Annotated in this window: 11 protein-coding genes and 1 pseudogene; 5 read left to right on the top strand and 7 right to left on the bottom strand. The window is 47.9% G+C overall.

Annotation, left to right across the window (positions count from 1 at the left end; all coding sequences use genetic code 11):
- The first annotated feature begins 22 nt into the window (after positions 1-22).
- Entirely contained in the window at positions 23-3,115 is a 3,093-nt protein-coding gene (gene torS / locus K5Q99_RS00060) for a TMAO reductase system sensor histidine kinase/response regulator TorS (protein ID WP_220775702.1), read from the top strand.
- A 77-nt stretch (positions 3,116-3,192) separates the two neighbouring features.
- Here torS and torD read toward each other — a convergent pair whose 3' ends face one another.
- From torD to torE, 4 genes are all read right to left on the bottom strand, one after another.
- Complete coding sequence (gene torD / locus K5Q99_RS00055) at positions 3,193-3,822, bottom strand: molecular chaperone TorD (RefSeq protein ID WP_220775701.1); 630 nt, start codon at positions 3,820-3,822, stop codon at positions 3,193-3,195.
- 90 nt (positions 3,823-3,912) lie between these two features.
- Positions 3,913-6,402, bottom strand: coding sequence for a trimethylamine-N-oxide reductase TorA (torA, locus tag K5Q99_RS00050; RefSeq protein WP_220775700.1), 2,490 nt, complete (start codon positions 6,400-6,402; stop codon positions 3,913-3,915).
- 15 nt (positions 6,403-6,417) lie between these two features.
- Positions 6,418-7,596 carry a pentaheme c-type cytochrome TorC gene (gene torC, locus K5Q99_RS00045; RefSeq protein WP_006086919.1) on the bottom strand — a complete coding sequence of 393 codons (1,179 nt, stop codon included), beginning with the start codon at positions 7,594-7,596 and terminating at the stop codon, positions 6,418-6,420.
- A gap of 43 nt (positions 7,597-7,639) precedes the next feature.
- Positions 7,640-7,816, bottom strand: coding sequence for a trimethylamine N-oxide reductase system protein TorE (torE, locus tag K5Q99_RS00040; protein ID WP_006082688.1), 177 nt, complete (start codon positions 7,814-7,816; stop codon positions 7,640-7,642).
- Between the two features lie 525 nt (positions 7,817-8,341).
- On the opposite strand from torE, the gene K5Q99_RS00035 reads away from it, so the two are divergent.
- Positions 8,342-9,694: an NCS2 family permease gene (locus K5Q99_RS00035; protein ID WP_220775699.1), complete on the top strand. Its 1,353-nt coding sequence runs from the start codon at positions 8,342-8,344 to the stop codon at positions 9,692-9,694.
- Positions 9,695-9,756: 62 nt separating this feature from the next.
- On the opposite strand, the gene K5Q99_RS00030 is transcribed toward K5Q99_RS00035, so the two are convergent.
- The 3 genes from K5Q99_RS00030 to K5Q99_RS00020 form a co-directional block, all read right to left on the bottom strand.
- Positions 9,757-10,188, bottom strand: a complete 432-nt coding sequence (locus K5Q99_RS00030) for a CBS domain-containing protein (protein WP_106651287.1) — start codon at positions 10,186-10,188, stop codon at positions 9,757-9,759.
- Between the two features lie 124 nt (positions 10,189-10,312).
- Positions 10,313-12,079, bottom strand: coding sequence for a bifunctional ornithine lipid synthase OlsF (olsF, locus tag K5Q99_RS00025; protein WP_487250757.1), 1,767 nt, complete (start codon positions 12,077-12,079; stop codon positions 10,313-10,315).
- Positions 12,080-12,206: 127 nt separating this feature from the next.
- A complete protein-coding gene (locus K5Q99_RS00020) occupies positions 12,207-13,331 on the bottom strand; it encodes a UDP-2,3-diacylglucosamine diphosphatase (RefSeq protein ID WP_220775697.1) in 1,125 nt (374 codons plus the stop codon).
- Between the two features lie 330 nt (positions 13,332-13,661).
- Between K5Q99_RS00020 and K5Q99_RS00015 the strand changes: the two genes are divergently transcribed.
- From K5Q99_RS00015 to K5Q99_RS00005, 3 genes and pseudogenes are all read left to right on the top strand, one after another.
- Positions 13,662-13,814 (top strand): transposase, encoded by a 153-nt coding sequence (locus tag K5Q99_RS00015; protein ID WP_220775696.1) that lies wholly within the window; start codon positions 13,662-13,664, stop codon positions 13,812-13,814.
- Between the two features lie 78 nt (positions 13,815-13,892).
- Positions 13,893-14,870, top strand: coding sequence for a transposase (locus K5Q99_RS00010; RefSeq protein ID WP_220775695.1), 978 nt, complete (start codon positions 13,893-13,895; stop codon positions 14,868-14,870).
- Positions 14,871-15,128: 258 nt separating this feature from the next.
- Positions 15,129-15,386 (top strand): annotated as a pseudogene (locus K5Q99_RS00005) (cell division protein ZapE); the annotation flags it as partial.

Here is a 15,386-nt window from a genome sequence, read left to right as displayed (position 1 = left end):
TGTAACAGTTTAAGGAAGATGTGTGGCTCCTTTATCTTTATCGCGAACCAGTTTAACCGGTCGATTAATGCTCGCCTTCAGTGTGTTAGGCGTATTGCTGATGCTGCTTGTTAGCTTAGGTAGCTTGAGTCTACATTGGCTAAAACAGGCCGATAGTTACTTGTACGAAGAGTCACTCCCCGCATCCCAAGCGGCGAGGCAGCTAGTGCAAGCTTCTAATGCCTTGTCCGATGGTGTGCAGCAGTTAGGGCGGGTAGAAGATGAGCGTCAACGGGAGTTTATTGGTCGTAAACTGAGCCTTGAAAGTGTCAATATGTTTAATGGCATCAAAACCTTAACCACATTGGATGTTAACGAAGGCCAAAATCTTAACCAGCTGGCCGAACAAATCATCAGCCAATTAACCTCACTTGGCAAAAGTGTGGGTAGGCGTTTGACCATGGGCGATGAACTGCAGCTTAAGGCCCATGATTTGTCCATCGCCGCAGGACATGCCTCCGAATTACTTCAATCTGAGCTCGCCGTCGTGAATTCTGCCATCTTGGCGAAGTTGAGTCAGGCCTATCCTGATATGGCAGGGGCGAAGCGCAGCGGCCGATTGCTCGACGATGTGATTGAGGGCGAACTTGATATTCAAGAGCAGCTCAATCGTGCGCTTAAGTTAGTTCATCAAATTGCCTTGTTAAGTCAGTTATTTGAATCCTCCGAATTGCAGTCAGAATTACAATTAAGTGTGCCGAATTTACTGGCGACGTTTGCAAGCACGAATCCTTCCCCGAGTTTTACGCTTCCTGATCCTGAGACTGCCACAGCAATGGACAGGGCGCTTGCCCATAAGACGGATTCAGCGCCTGCTTCGAGTGAAATCAATATCGATTTGATGGCACTCGAAAATGTGCCCGAGATAATTCGCGATCCGGGGCGTTTGCAGGCGTTAAAAACCGAATTAGCAGTGTTAGCGCACACACCACAAATCATTAAATTACAGCGGGAATTAAGCCAAACACTGCAGCAGCAACAGCGTCAGCAGCAAGAGTTAGCCGAAAAACTCTATGGACTTAATACGCTGGTGGATAGAGCTCTAAATCAACAGCAACAACAGGCTGAATTAGCACGTAGTGATTATCTACACCAATTGTCCCTTGCTAGGCTTGGGCTTTGGGGCACAGGTGCCTTGATGTTTGTGGTGATTGGCTTTGTGATCTATCGAGTGATTTATCGCGGTATCGCCCTTAGGTTAAATCAGGCGACCGAAGCCATGTCCCGCTTGAGTTTAGGTGACACGGACGTGAGTTTAGAGGCCCACGGGGATGATGAACTGACTGCGATGGCAAATGCTATCGAAGCCTTCAAGCGTAAAACTGCCCATAATCTTAAATTACAGGCTGATTTACGTCAGGTGGCAGATGAGTTGACCGAGCATAAAAAGGCGTTGGAGCAAACGGTTGCTGCCCGTACGCAGGAGCTGGCCGATACCAATAATCGCCTCGATGCCGAAGCCAAGGGCCATGCTAAAGCAAGGCAAATAGCTGAAGAGGCGAGTCAGGCAAAATCCCAATTCCTTGCGACCATGAGCCACGAAATTCGTACGCCTCTCAATGGTTTACTCGGTACATTAACTTTGCTCGGTCACAGTGAACTACCGCCAGCGCAGCAGCAAATGTTAGCGCTATCGCAATATAGCGGCACTTTATTACAAACCGTGTTGAACGACATTTTGGATTTTTCGCGTCTTGAACAAGGGAAACTCAGCCACGAGCCAAGGCCAACCGATATCAATACCTTGCTCGATGAAGTGCTGGCAATCATGGTTGCGGGTGCAAATTTAGCTGGGCTCAGCCTCAAAATGAACAAGCCTAAGCTACCAAACTGCATCAATATCGATGGGCCTAAGTTGCGCCAAGTATTGTTCAACCTAATCGGCAATGGCATTAAATTTACGCAAGAGGGCTGCGTGACGCTAACTGTTAGTCTGCAAGGCACCCAATTGTCCTTTGTCGTACAGGACACGGGCGTTGGTATTGTGCCTGCGGCACTTGATAAACTTTTTGTGCCCTACAGTGCTTTACCTAATCAAGGTCGCAGTCGCGGCACGGGTTTAGGGCTCGCTATTTGTAAGCAATTGGTTGAGTTAATGGATGCTAGCGGCCGCGGGATTTGGGTTAAAAGTCAGCCAGGAAAAGGCAGTGAGTTTGGTTTTGAACTCGCCTTTAATGAATGCGATATGACCAATACCCAAGCGGTAAAAGAGAGGGTGTTAGTGCCTGCTCGCCAAGTGATGGTGGTAGAAGACAATAAAGTGAATGCTATGGTGGCGCAGGGATTTTTAGCGCACTTAGGTCACAAGTCAGTGCTTGCTGTCAGTTGCCAGCAGGCGCTTGAATTTGTTGAGTCTAGCGGCGTGGCTTTCGATGCTGTGATGCTGGATATTCAGCTCAGTGATGGCTCTGGAATTGATTTATTGCCGCAGTTAAAAATGTTGATCGCCAACCCTAATGTGAAGTTTGCCGCCTTTACCGCCCAAATGCAGAGCGAGGATTTACAGCATTACCGCGAGGTAGGATTTGATGCTGTATTGGCTAAGCCTCTAAGTCTACAAACCCTTACAGAATGGCTTGGCGTTGCGGTTTCTCCCTTGTCGGCATCCATTTCATCATCGACCGTGAATGACCTGTTGTCTGCGCCGCCTCAAGTCACAACGGAAGCTAAGATTGCAACGACAATAGCGGATGTCGATGATGAGCCGTTATTAGATCTCAAGCAGTTAGCGCAGGATAAGGACGTACTCGGCAGCGAAGCTATGATGTCTATGCTCGATCTTTTTAGTGATTCGAGTCGTGAGCAGCTTGCCAAACTGTCTCTAGCTAATCCCAAGGAAGAGGTAGCCAAATTGCTGCACGGGCTTAAGGGCAGCAGTGCCAGTATGGGATTGATAGCGTTAGCTAAATTATGTAAGGAGTTAGAGCTGGCGCTAAAAGCCAGTGCAAATAAAGACAGTGTAGATAAAGCCAGTGCAAATAACGCGTTGGAGCTTAGTGAATTTCAACGCCTTGAGTCTTGCTGGCAGGCATCCATTGCCGCCTTGAGCCAATGGTTAGCTGCACAAAACGACTGAACTTGCCTGCTCATAAACCCACCTGCTCATCAACCTATTGGATAGCATTAGTCTAAAGATAAGTCGCTCTAGAACGTTTAGCTAATCACCGCCACAGCGGGTTCAAGCTGTGCGATATCTTGCTTCACCCACGCTAAGGTGAGTGTGGCAACGGCACTATAAAAACCGTTTTTGTCGCATTGAGTGAGTTGGTTAATAAATTTTGCTAACCAAGAGTCGATGCAGGTTTGCAAAAAGCTTAATTGGACACTGTCTTCACTGTAACAACATAAGTGCGCCATATAGGCGAGCATCACGGCCAAATGGTCGGCGGGCTCTGGGAAATGACTCTGCACCTGCAGTTTGCTCTGGTGTAAAAATTCACTCATTTGCTGATGTTGCTGACCAAATAGCAGCGGTTCATCTTCACCACTTAAATACAGGCTAGCGTAGGGTGAAGCGCTGTGTTTGGTGCCAACGAGAAATAAGCCGCAGTAATCCGCCGCGAGTTCGAGTAACGTCTCATCATCTTTTATCCCATTGAGCGTGCTGCGAATTTTATCCACTGACTGAGTGAAATTAGCCTCTAGGCTAAGCTGTTCCCAGAATTGCTGCGCCGCTTCGCTGGTGAGTTCTTTAAGTCTTTGCTCGTCAACTTCGCGGGCGAACAGTGATGATAACAGCTGATAAACCAAGGCTCTGGCGTGGTTGATATCGACTTGACTCATAGTATATTCCTCAACACGCCCTAGTTTTGGCGCTAAGATTGGATGCTGAGACGCGCCGCGTTTGGCGCATCCAGCGTTTCGGTTTTAAGGTTAGATTTCGACTTCGATCGGGCCATCGAAGGAGCTGACCTTAGGTACTTTGCCTTGGTATTTTTCAAACTCGACTAAGCAAGTATAGGCTGAGCAAGCTTGGGCAAGTTTAGAGGTGCCTATGTCTAAAGTGAGAGTGTTAGGATCGCCATAACTACACAGGGCGCCGACTTCAGATCCCCCTTCAACGCTGCCATCTTTGCCCACAGGCCCATACCATGCGCCTTCGTGAATCCGCACAATACCAGTAGGGAAGTTGTCCGATACCACTGCACCCGCCAACAGTTGGCCACGGTCGTTAAAGACTCGCACTATATCGCCATCTTTTATGCCGCGCGCTTTTGCGTCGACAGGGCTGATATACACAGGCTCACGGCCATTGACTGCGTAGGTCTCGCGGTATTCTCGCGACTCACACATTTGCGAGTGTAAGCGTTTGTCTGGGTGGCATGACTGCAACCAAATCGGATGCTTGTCAGAGCCAGGGCCGCCATGGCTACGCTCGGTTTTCTCCATCCAAGTTGGGTGACCTTTACAGTCATCGTAACCGAATTGATCAATCTTACGGCTAAAGATTTCAATCAAACCTGAAGGCGTGCCTAGTGGATTGATTTCAGGATCGTTTCTAAAGTCTGCATGGCGCGTCCAGACTTCACCGTCACCAAAATGCACATAACCTTGTTTCCAGAAAGTCGCAAAGTCAGGCATCTCAAACTTGCCCGCGTTGGCGGCTTTACATTCGTTATAGAGGGTTTCTAACCACTCCATTTCGCCCATGTTACGGGTGTATTCCTTCTCTTTACCAAGTACGGCGGCAAAGCGAGTGAAGATTTCAAAATCCGACAAGCTATCAAACAGTGGCTCAACCATCTTTTGCATGGCTAAAATACCGCGGTTAGCATAGGCGCCGTACACGTCGATATCGTTGCGCTCATAGGTAGTACAAGCGGGTAGTACGATATCCGAGAAGCGGCAAGTTGCCGTCCAGTTCACATCGACAGTGACCACACACTCAAGCTTATGGAAGGCTTGCTTCATACGGTTTCTGTCTTGGTGATGGTTCCAAGGATTATTACCCGAGAAAATCATCATCTTGATATCGGGGTAAACCACTTTCGAGCCGTTAGCATCAATGGTTTTGCCGGGTTCAAGAATCGCATCAATCCAGCGGGCAACCGGAATCGTGCTGCTCGCGCCCTTGAAGTCTGAGCTATCAAAGAGTGGCTTTTGATTTTCGTCCAAGTTACGGGGGAAAGCACCTGGCGCCGCGGCACCCGATGAAGGCACCCCGATACTCGAGTAGTGATGACCATAGCTGATGCCACCACCGGGTAGACCGATTTGGCCGATCATGGTCGCCAGTACCGCCGCCATCCAATAGGGTTGTTCGCCGTGTTGCTGGCGCTGGATGCACCAACCCATCATGAACTGAGTGCGGCCCTTGACTAAGGTTTTGGCTAAATCGCGGATAACATGGGCTTCAACACCACAGATAGGCGCGGCCCATTCTGGGGTTTTGGCTACGCCATCTTTAGTACCCATCACATAGGGCACAAACTCTTCAAAACCTAAGCTGTAGCCTTGGATAAATTTATCGTCGTAGAGCTTTTTGCTGATCATCTCGTGGGCGATGGCCAGCATTAAAGTCACGTCTGTCTGTGGGTTAACGTAGAGTTGCTCACAGCCCAAATAGGCTTGGGTCTTAGTCACCACAGGGTCGATACTGATGACGCGGATCTTGCCTTGCTTCACTTTCTCTTTTAACTGCGCAAGATAAGCAAAAGATTCATGGGTTTCCGCATTCCAACCCACTTGCAGGTTCTTGTACGGATCGTTCGACCACAGCACGATAGTGTCGCTGTGTTCTAAGATCAGCGGCCATGAAGTGCCTTGGGCATACACTTCGGTTGAACCTAACACATAGGGCAGAATCGTTTGGCCTGCACCTGTGGAGTAGTCGCCGATTTTCTTCACATAGTTGCCGTGCATCCCCACCGCGCGTTGCATATGACTCGTGCTGGAATGCAGTTGACCCGTGGCGCGCCAACCGGTTTGCCCCGCATGCAGACCCGATGGACCGTATTGGGTTTGGACCTCATCCAATGAATGCTTAAACAGTGTTAATGCCTTGTCCCACGTTACACGAACAAAGCGGAAATCACCTCGTTGATGGGTATTACTCTTATGACCTTTGAGTAAAAAATCTAAGCGCACCATAGGGTAACGTACACGCGATGGATTGTAGACCATGCCGCGGATGCCGTTAATCATATCCGTTGGATACTTATCTAAGTCGAAGGGTTTCACTTCGGCAATGACGCCGTTTTTGCGCTTCATTTTAAAGGCGCCGAAGTGTGAACCTGTGGTTAGCCATTCGTCTTCATTGATGCCCGCTTTGGCTAAGGCATTTAAGGGCGCTAACACAGAGCTGCCACCTAAGACAACGAAAGAGGATGAGGCGATACCCTTTAAAAAGTCTCTTCTGTTCATGGTATTACTCCCGAATTAGTGCTCTTTTTTCACAAAAGTTGACGAATGTTCCTGCAGATATTTCTGCACTAGTGCTTGGGTGTCTTGGTCCATATTCACGAAGGCCAACATGCCTTGGAACATTCCCGGCCAAGTATTGGCGTCAAAGTGCGCCTCATCGGGTTGGGTATGGCAAACACTGCAGCTGGAGCGGAAGGTATCGCGGGCATAACCCCAAAGTGGTTGCAGCTCGGTCAGCAGATAATCCTTATCGGTCCAGATTTGCGCTTCGATACGCTGCCATTTAAGGCCTGTCATAGGATCTTCTTTTTCTTCAAAGGTTTGTATAACACCTTCGGTTTCGGCTGCGTCTTTGGTTAACTGTGCCGACAGAATGTTCACACCAAAGTCCATGTAGATCACGCGGCCAGCACCAATCTTTTTACGCCAGCCATCGATGCCGATCTTGATGCGTTTGCCTTGGGTTTCGAGCACTTTGACTTTCGTTGCTACGTTGAGCGTGCCTGCTTCCACATCGCCTTTATCAGTGAAGAATAAGGGTTTAGTCAGGGCGCTATAGTAAGTTTGATTCGTTTCAACTGAGCTAACACCCGATCCGACTTCTGCAATCAGTTCTGGTGCGCGGGCAGTGCCCATTTCCGGTAAATGGTGAGCAATACCTTTATGGCAATCGATACAGCTTTGGTCGATTTCTGCGGCGCGTTTCATCTGTTTTTGTGCCAGCGGTGACATGGCTTCCCATTTCATCGAGTTGTAGTTGTGGCAGTTTTTGCAGGCTAAGGAGTTGTCGCGGTCGAAACGTTTCCATTCACGGCTCGCCATTTCTAAGCGTTTGGCTTCGAATTTTTCAGGGGTGTTGACTGTGTTAAATAACCAGCCCCAGACATCGTGCGAGGCTTCCATCTTACGGGCGATTTTACGGCTCCAATTATGGGGCACGTGGCAATCGGGGCAGGTGGCGCGAACGCCAGAGTGATTCGACCAATGCACAGTTTCCTGCAGCTCTTGGTAGGGTTTGCTTTCCATACTGTGGCAGCTAATACAAAAAGCTTCGGTATTGGTGGCTTCGAGTGCAGTGTTAAATCCGCCCCAGAAGATGATACCCATGATAAAAGCGCTGATACTGACGGCGCCTAAGGTCAGCGCTTTGGTGGGTTTGTTCAGTGTGCGCCAGAGGTTGGTTAACCACTTCATAATCGCGTCCTCAAAAAGTAACTATATGTTAAATAGATATAAATTAGTGGCCGACAACGCCGCCGAAGGCTTGGATCATCCAAATGATGAAGCCGTAAATACTGATCCCTGCGATAGTGAGCGCGGGGAAGAGTAAAAAGATGATGAACCCGAGCGCTTTTAATTCATTTTTGCGCGTGGATTTCTCTGATGTAGGTGTTTGTATGTTTGGCTTTGTCATTGGGGTCGACTCCGATCGAAAGCGATTTTTGATATGAGCACTATAAAGGGGAGATGTGAATGGACTTGCTCGCTGTGATGAATGGGGTTTGACAATATATGAAAGATTATGAAAACTTTATTGTGGGCGTAAGTTAAGCCCTGCTCTGGCACAATTCGGCGGTGATTAATGTGAGTTCAATAGGCCGTGATGTCATCGCTTAGGATGTTTTTTTGAACAACTGATTTCGGCTTTTGTCGCTAATTTTTTATCGAAGTGTAGGGGATGTCTTAGCTATCTTTGGGAGATTCCAGTATCATCCGCGGCCAACAACGGCTGCGTCTACATGATTAATGGCTTGTTAATCATCGCGAAGCATCACTGCTTGCAGATCATGGATTTTTCCCACAGTAGGAAAATGATGTGGATCTCTCACCCAAGTCTGATGGATTTGGGGCTCTAATCTGCCGCAGCCAGCGTCGCCAATTGCGTTTTAGGTAATTGGTACCGACCCCATTTTAAGAGATCACAAGGTATAACAACATTATGTCTGAGCAATTGAGTTCAACAGCCGTACCCTCTGGTTCGTTTCTGGACCGTTATTTTTGTGTTCAACAACGTGGCAGCACAGTTCGCCAAGAAGTGATTGCGGGATTAACGACTTTCCTCGCTATGGTCTACTCAGTGATTGTGGTGCCTAACATGTTAGGCCAAGCGGGATTTGATCCCGGCGCCGTGTTTATCGCCACCTGTTTAATTGCATCATTTGGTTCTTTGCTCATGGGTTTATGGGCAAACTTACCTATGGCGATTGGCTGCGCGATTTCGCTCACAGCCTTTACGGCCTTTAGCTTAGTGCTAGGTCAGGGCATGTCGATTCCGGTCACCTTAGGCGCGATTTTCCTAATGGGCGTGACGTTTACACTTGTGAGCGTGACAGGTGTTCGTCAGTGGGTATTGGCTAATTTACCTAAGGGCATAGCCCACGGTACAGGCATAGGTATCGGCTTGTTTTTACTTTTGATTGCGACTAACAGTGTGCAGTTGATTGTGGCCAATAGCGCAGGCTTACCGGTGAAGTTGGGCGATATTAACAGCTTGCCTGTTATTGCGACCGTTATAGGTTTAGCGGCAACTATCGGTTTAGAGCGCCGCGGTGTACCTGGCGGTATTCTGTTGGTGATTATCGCGTTATCTGTATTTGGTTTAATATTCGATCCGAGCGTGAAATACCAAGGCTTATTCGCCTTCCCCGATTTCACCTCTGAGCATTCGCTCATAGGCCAACTCGATATTATGGGCGCCTTTAATCCTGTGGTCTTGCCTATCGTATTAGCGTTAGTGATGACGGCGATTTTCGATGCGACTGGCACTATCCGTGCTGTGGCTGGGCAAGCGAATTTACTCGATAAAGACGACAATATTGTCGGCGGCGGTAAAGCCTTAACTTCAGACTCAGTCAGCAGTATGGTGGCGGGTTTAGTGGGCGGCGCACCAGCGGCAGTGTATATCGAGTCGGCGGCGGGTACGGCGGCGGGCGGTAAGACAGGTTTAACGGCGACTATCGTTGGCGTACTGTTTTTATTGATGATGTTTTTAGCGCCATTAAGCTACTTAGTGCCTGCCTATGCAACAGCGCCTGCTTTAATGTATGTGGGTTTGTTGATGCTGAGTAATGTGGCGAAACTCGACTTTGACGATAAAGTTGATGCCATGTCGGGCTTAACTTGCGCAGTGTTTATCATCTTAAGTTGTAATATCGTTACCGGTATTATGCTAGGTTTTGTGACACTGGTGGTAGGCCGTATCTGTAGCGGTGAATGGCGCAAACTGAAAGTAGGCGTGCTCTCCATTACCTTAGGTTTAGTGGTGTTCTATATGGGTGGTTGGGCGATTTAAGCTAGGCAAACTGAGTGATTTTAACTGAGTTATTGTAAACAAAAGCGAGTGCAGTCCTAGGATTAGCACTCGCTTTGATTTTGTGTTCTGTACTCACAATAGGCCCGCAGTAAGTCTTTCCAAGTGACAATCCCAACCAATTTACCGTCCTCTAACACGGGCAGGCAGCCTATGTCGTTGTCTAACAAAATACGGGTTGCCGTGTCTAAATTGATGTGGGGCGCAACGGTCAGCGGATTACGAGTCATCACTTGATGCACACGTTTTTGCAGGGTTTCTAAGTCTCTTGCGGTTTCGGCGCTACTGCCCAAATTCGGGCTAATGGCACGCAGCAGATCCCGCTCCGATAACACGCCTTCAAGTTGATACTCATCGACGACCAACAAGTGATGAAAGTTCGCTTGGTCGAAGATTTCCTTCGCCACAGTTAATCGGTCGTCCATTTCAACCGTGACGACTCGGGTACTCATAATATCGGCGATAATGATCGGCATGATGATCCCCTGATAAGCTTGCGCATCCTAAGATGCGCTCTGTTAATGCGCTGCATTACAGTTACTTATAACAGAGTGGTGCAAGTTTAGCCAACACCCATTACAAAGTTTTAACGCAAAGATCTTAGGCCTCTGGCTCATCATCGGCTGTGATTGGCAACCGCTCCGATTCGGGCAAGTGCGCGCCTATGTAGCGTTGATACTTTTTGCCTTTTAGTTTGTGGGTGTCCACCAGCACTAAGCCATCGATACAATCGCCAAAGTCAGCGTCGATACCAAAGGCGAGAAACTTAACCCCATCAGCCTTACACAGCTCACCATATTGCTTATAGAGAGTAGGCACTGCAGCGCCCATACTCGCGAGCACTTGTTTGAGTTGTTTGAAATTACTCTGATAATCTTCGGAGAAATACAAATCATCTAACTTGGCTTTTTGGGATTTGGATAAACCAAAGGGCGACATGGAAACCGCCATCTGCTGCGCTGGCGCAAATTCTCGCGAGTAAAAGTGCACGAGCATTTCTCTGGCGCTGCCGGGCAGTTGATTACTGATAGACACTGGGCCAAATAGGTAGCGATATTCAGGGTGTTTGGCGAGATAAGCGCCTATGCCAAACCATAGATAATCTAAGCTGCGTTTGCCCCAATATTTAGGCTGCACAAAACTACGGCCAAGCTCTAAACCTTGCTTCACGAAGGGCATAAAGCTGTCGGCGTATTGAAACAGCGATTGGCTGTAGAGGGCGTTTTCGCCGTATTTTTCTAAGACTTTGTCGCCACTGGCAAAACGGTAGGCGCCGACAATTTCAAACTGCTCTTTATCCCACAGTACTAAGTGCTGGTAGTAGGAGTCGTATTTGTCGATATCGCGGCGTTTGCCCGAACCCTCACCCACGGCGCGAAAGGCGATTTCCCGCAGGCGGCCAATTTCCCGCATGATGGGATTACTGTCGTGGTGCTGGTATAGATAAATCAACTTGTTATCTTGCGTTTCCCCGAGCAGTTCGCATTGCTGCAGCGCCGCTTGCAGTTCACGGCGCGATTCAGGATGGGCGATAGCGTTCTGGGTGATAAACAGTGGATCTTTATCTTTTCCGATACGATACAAGTGATTTTTAAGCAGCTTTATCTTGGTCTTGAGCGGAAAGTCCATCGAGCGCACGGCTTCATTGGGAATTAGCTCGCCGATACGGATCGGCATATTGCGTTTTGCCTGCTTGAACATTTCCTTCACCAGCAGCAGTGTAGCAAGTGGCTTGTAAATCATAGATGCGCCGTAGAAGGTGGCAGAGTTTTTGGCATCTAAAAATATCGGCAGTAAGGGGGCATTACAGGAAATCGCCATCTTTAAAAAGCCAGAGTGCCACTGAGTATCACGCACGCCGTTAGGACGTAATCGCGAAACTTCGCCCGACGGGAAAATCAGCACAGCACCTTCGTTACGCAGGTGCTGGTGGATTTTTTCTAAATGCTGTTTCGGTGTGCCGCCCGTCATATTGCGCACTGGCAGTAAGATTGAGTGCAGCGGTTCCAGCGCCATTAATAGTTCGTTGGCGACCACTTTGATATCGGGGCGAATTTCGCTGATAAGTTTGATCAGCGCTAAGGCATCGAGGGAACCTATGGGATGGTTGGCGAATATCACCACTCGGCCTTCGCAGGGAATGTTTTCAATCTCGTTGGCGGGCACAGTAAAGCTAAAGTCGAAACTCGCCAGCACTTGCTCGACAAAGTCCACGCCCTGTAAATAGGCATATTGATTGGCGATATCGTTGCATTGTTTTTCATTGAGCAGGTAACGCAGCATGGCCTTGGCGGGTTGAGCGAGCCAAGGTTTGTCGTTGATCGACGGCAGATTCTGTTCAACCACATTATCAACGGTAAAAATCATACGATTCGCCTTTATCGCAGCACTCTGCATAGCATGATTGTTATGGCTAAGGCCGCTGTTTAGTGACTGTTCATTGTGTGTCACAGTGTTATCTGATTGATTAATATTATTTATTTTGTTCATAGTATTAGGCAACATCCCTTGGGCGAGTTTCGCCGGTATTTGTGTTTGGCATTGGCTGCGCTACCGTTTTTTGTTGTTGGCTTTTGTGCGTCTCATGCGGCTGTTGCACTAACGCTATGCTGCTGAGAATATCGAGATTGAGTATCTGTTCATTCCAGCGGCACAGCTGTAATTCACCGCTTAAGGTTTCTGTGATTAAGCTGCAGTTTTCGACCCAGTCACCGTCGTTGGCGTAGATGATCTGCCGTTGCTCAGGCGTACTTTGGGGCGTGCAGTATTGTGCTGCCCTTGGGTGAGTTGAGAGTTCCGGCTGATGGATATGGCCGCAGATCACGCCGTCAACATCGAAATGCTGGGCATAGTTGAGCACCGCTTGGCGATAATGTCCGATAGCGGCTTGAGCCTTACCCACTTTGGATTTGATGTAACTTGCCAGTGACCAATAGGGATAACCTAAACGTTCCCGTAAGCTGTGGAGATTGCGATTAAGGAACAGCAATAAGTCATATAAATGGTCGCCCAATATGGCGTAGAAGCGACCGACACACACATCGGCATCAAACTGATCCCCGTGGAGCATCAACAATTTATGGCCGCCAATTCCGTGGTGAATATGTTGGCGGGCAATTTTGATATTCCACAGGCTTAGCTCGGCATAGGGTTTAATCAGTTCGTCGTGGTTGCCCGGCAGATAGATCACTTGGGTGCCGTTTTGTGCCAGCTCTATAAATTTTTGTAGCACCTTATTGTGGCTATCGGGCCAATGCAGTTTACGTTTCAGCGCCCATAAATCGACAATATCGCCGACCAAATACAAGTGCTGGCAACGCACGGTTTCAAGCAAACTGAGCAGGTAGTCGGCCTTGCAATCTTTACAACCTAAATGGATATCCGATAGCCAGAGGGCGTTAACTGTGATGCTTGGTGTCTGGGGTGATGCCGTCTGGTTTGAAGTTAATGCGGATGGGGTAAAAGAAGCTGAATTGAAACGATTTGAGGGTGTTGGTGGTGATGTCGGAGCTGATGTAGGTGTTTGCGTCGAGCGGTTAAAGATAGGAGGTGAAAGGCTAGGGTCATTTATCTGTCCCTGCGCTGTTGTTTCAAATTCCTTGAAATTAAATCCTGTCATCTCGTATTCACCCTATTAGGCTGTTAACGAATATGAGCTTAGTGAGGGGCTTTGACTGAATGATGAAGTTTAGATGACATGCAGATGACAACAAGGTGGATTAGCCTAGACTGAACCTGCAAGATTCACATCAGGATGTAATTAGAACCGACAGTTAGTTTGCAGCATGAATTGTCATTGTTTCCCCTGTGACTCGCCGCCCTTGCATTTAACAACAAGCGTCCCTGCAATAAAAATGGACACCCTAAATAAAAATGGACACCCAGCCTAAATAGCGCAGTTGTTAACCTCCGACTATGCTTGGGTTAAGCATTAAACAAGGAGGTTTGTATGCCGCGCCCTCGCAGAACTCAGATAAGTGTTGAAGACACGCCTTATTACCATTGCTGTAGTCGCGTTGTGCGGCGTGCGTTTTTGTGTGGTGATGATGCCTATTCGGGAAAAAATTATGACCATCGCCGCGCTTGGGTAGAATTGCAATAAAAATGGACACCCAGCCTAAATAGCGCAGTTGTTAACCTCCGACTATGCTTGGGTTAAGCATTAAACAAGGAGGTTTGTATGCCGCGCCCTCGCAGAACTCAAATTAGTCTTGAAGATACGCCCTATTACCATTGCTGTAGCCGCGTTGTTCGGCGTGCGTTTTTGTGTGGCGATGATACCTATTCTGGAAAAAACTATGACCATCGCCGTGGTTGGGTTGAGTCACTACTGTTTGAACTTGAAGCCGTTTTTGCCATTGATGTGGCAGCCTTTGCGGTGATGTCGAATCATCTGCATGTGGTCCTGCGGGTCGATATCGACAGTGCAAATTGTTGGACTGACCGCGAAGTACTTGAGCAATGGCATAAGCTGTTTAAAGGTGATGAGTTAACGCAAAAATTCGCCAAAGGTGAGTTAGTTGAAGCTCACGAGGTCAACCGATTAAGGCATTCAATCGCAATTTACCGCAGCCGATTATGCGATATTTCATGGTTTATGCGCTGCCTTAATGAACCGATAGCAAGACAAGCAAATCAAGAAGATAACTGTACTGGTCGTTTTTGGGAAGGACGCTTTAAAGCCCAAGCCTTACTCGATGAAGCCGCTGTGTTAACCTGTATGGCCTACGTTGATTTGAATCCGATTAGAGCCCAAATAGCGGATACGCCAGAACAATCCGACCATACCAGTATTCAGCTGCGCATTCGGGCCGCATTAAAAGGTGAGCAACCTAAAAATCTACTGCCTTTTATCGGTAATGAGCGCGAGAACCAGCCCAAAGGCATTGCGTTTTCCTTAACGGATTATCTCGAATTAGTGGATGATACAGGCCGATTCATCCGCAATGATAAACGTGGGACTATCAGTGTAAATAGCGCTAAGTTACTGGCAAGATTAAATATCCCACATGACAATTGGCTCAAGCTTACCACTGAGTTTGGCAAGCTATTTCATGGTCCGGTGGGTACGCTGCAAGCACTCACTGATTACTGTGAACATCTAGAAAAGCGACGACGGCACTTTGCCGCAAGCTGTCAGCACTTTCACAGCAACTAACTGTAATACTGCTTAACCAAACCAATCACTGCCCATTTGTTTTATTGGGTGGGTTAGTATGTCATAAATACACCATTTTTTAATGAGTTAGCTCATTTTTATGCCTTAGCTTGAGCCCTTCAACTTTTGATGACTCTCATTTAAGCAATTTTAGCTCGTACAAGTTGTAGATAAACCAAAAGTGCATTATGTTGCTGATCTAAAATGGATGGCCAGATTTTTAGATAAACCAAAAGTGCATTATGTTGTTGATCTAAAATGGATGGCCAGATTTTTTTAGTCGAGTTTGAAGCGCAAGTTGAAAGCAGTGATGGAAATGAAGAGTTGTTTGTCAGTGAGAAGGGGGGAAACTCGAGTTCCTTTGCGACGACCATGATTCGCACCAAAGCGGGTGAACAATTTGAGTGGTCGGCGACGGGTCGAAGTGGCGTGTCACTGGCACAATTATCGGCCGCCAATGATCTCGCCTTTTCCTTTCGACGAGCCGCGTCTCGGTTGGTAGAAATGGGTGGAAAG

The organism is Shewanella hafniensis (assembly GCF_019655335.1).
Taxonomy (GTDB): domain Bacteria; phylum Pseudomonadota; class Gammaproteobacteria; order Enterobacterales; family Shewanellaceae; genus Shewanella; species Shewanella hafniensis.
This window is presented reverse-complemented; position numbering and strand designations above follow the sequence as displayed.

Excerpts from the sequence above, each read along its gene's own strand:
- K5Q99_RS00010 (WP_220775695.1), top strand. The coding sequence starts at position 13,893 with ATGCCGCGCCCTCGCAGAACTCAAATTAGTCTTGAAGATACGCCCTAT.
- torA (WP_220775700.1), bottom strand. The coding sequence starts at position 6,402 with ATGAACAGAAGAGACTTTTTAAAGGGTATCGCCTCATCCTCTTTCGTT.
- torC (WP_006086919.1), bottom strand. The coding sequence starts at position 7,596 with ATGAAGTGGTTAACCAACCTCTGGCGCACACTGAACAAACCCACCAAA.
- K5Q99_RS00015 (WP_220775696.1), top strand. The coding sequence starts at position 13,662 with ATGCCGCGCCCTCGCAGAACTCAGATAAGTGTTGAAGACACGCCTTAT.
- K5Q99_RS00030 (WP_106651287.1), bottom strand. The coding sequence starts at position 10,188 with ATGCCGATCATTATCGCCGATATTATGAGTACCCGAGTCGTCACGGTT.
- torD (WP_220775701.1), bottom strand. The coding sequence starts at position 3,822 with ATGAGTCAAGTCGATATCAACCACGCCAGAGCCTTGGTTTATCAGCTG.
- torE (WP_006082688.1), bottom strand. The coding sequence starts at position 7,816 with ATGACAAAGCCAAACATACAAACACCTACATCAGAGAAATCCACGCGC.
- K5Q99_RS00035 (WP_220775699.1), top strand. The coding sequence starts at position 8,342 with ATGTCTGAGCAATTGAGTTCAACAGCCGTACCCTCTGGTTCGTTTCTG.
- olsF (WP_487250757.1), bottom strand. The coding sequence starts at position 12,079 with ATGATTTTTACCGTTGATAATGTGGTTGAACAGAATCTGCCGTCGATC.
- K5Q99_RS00020 (WP_220775697.1), bottom strand. The coding sequence starts at position 13,331 with ATGACAGGATTTAATTTCAAGGAATTTGAAACAACAGCGCAGGGACAG.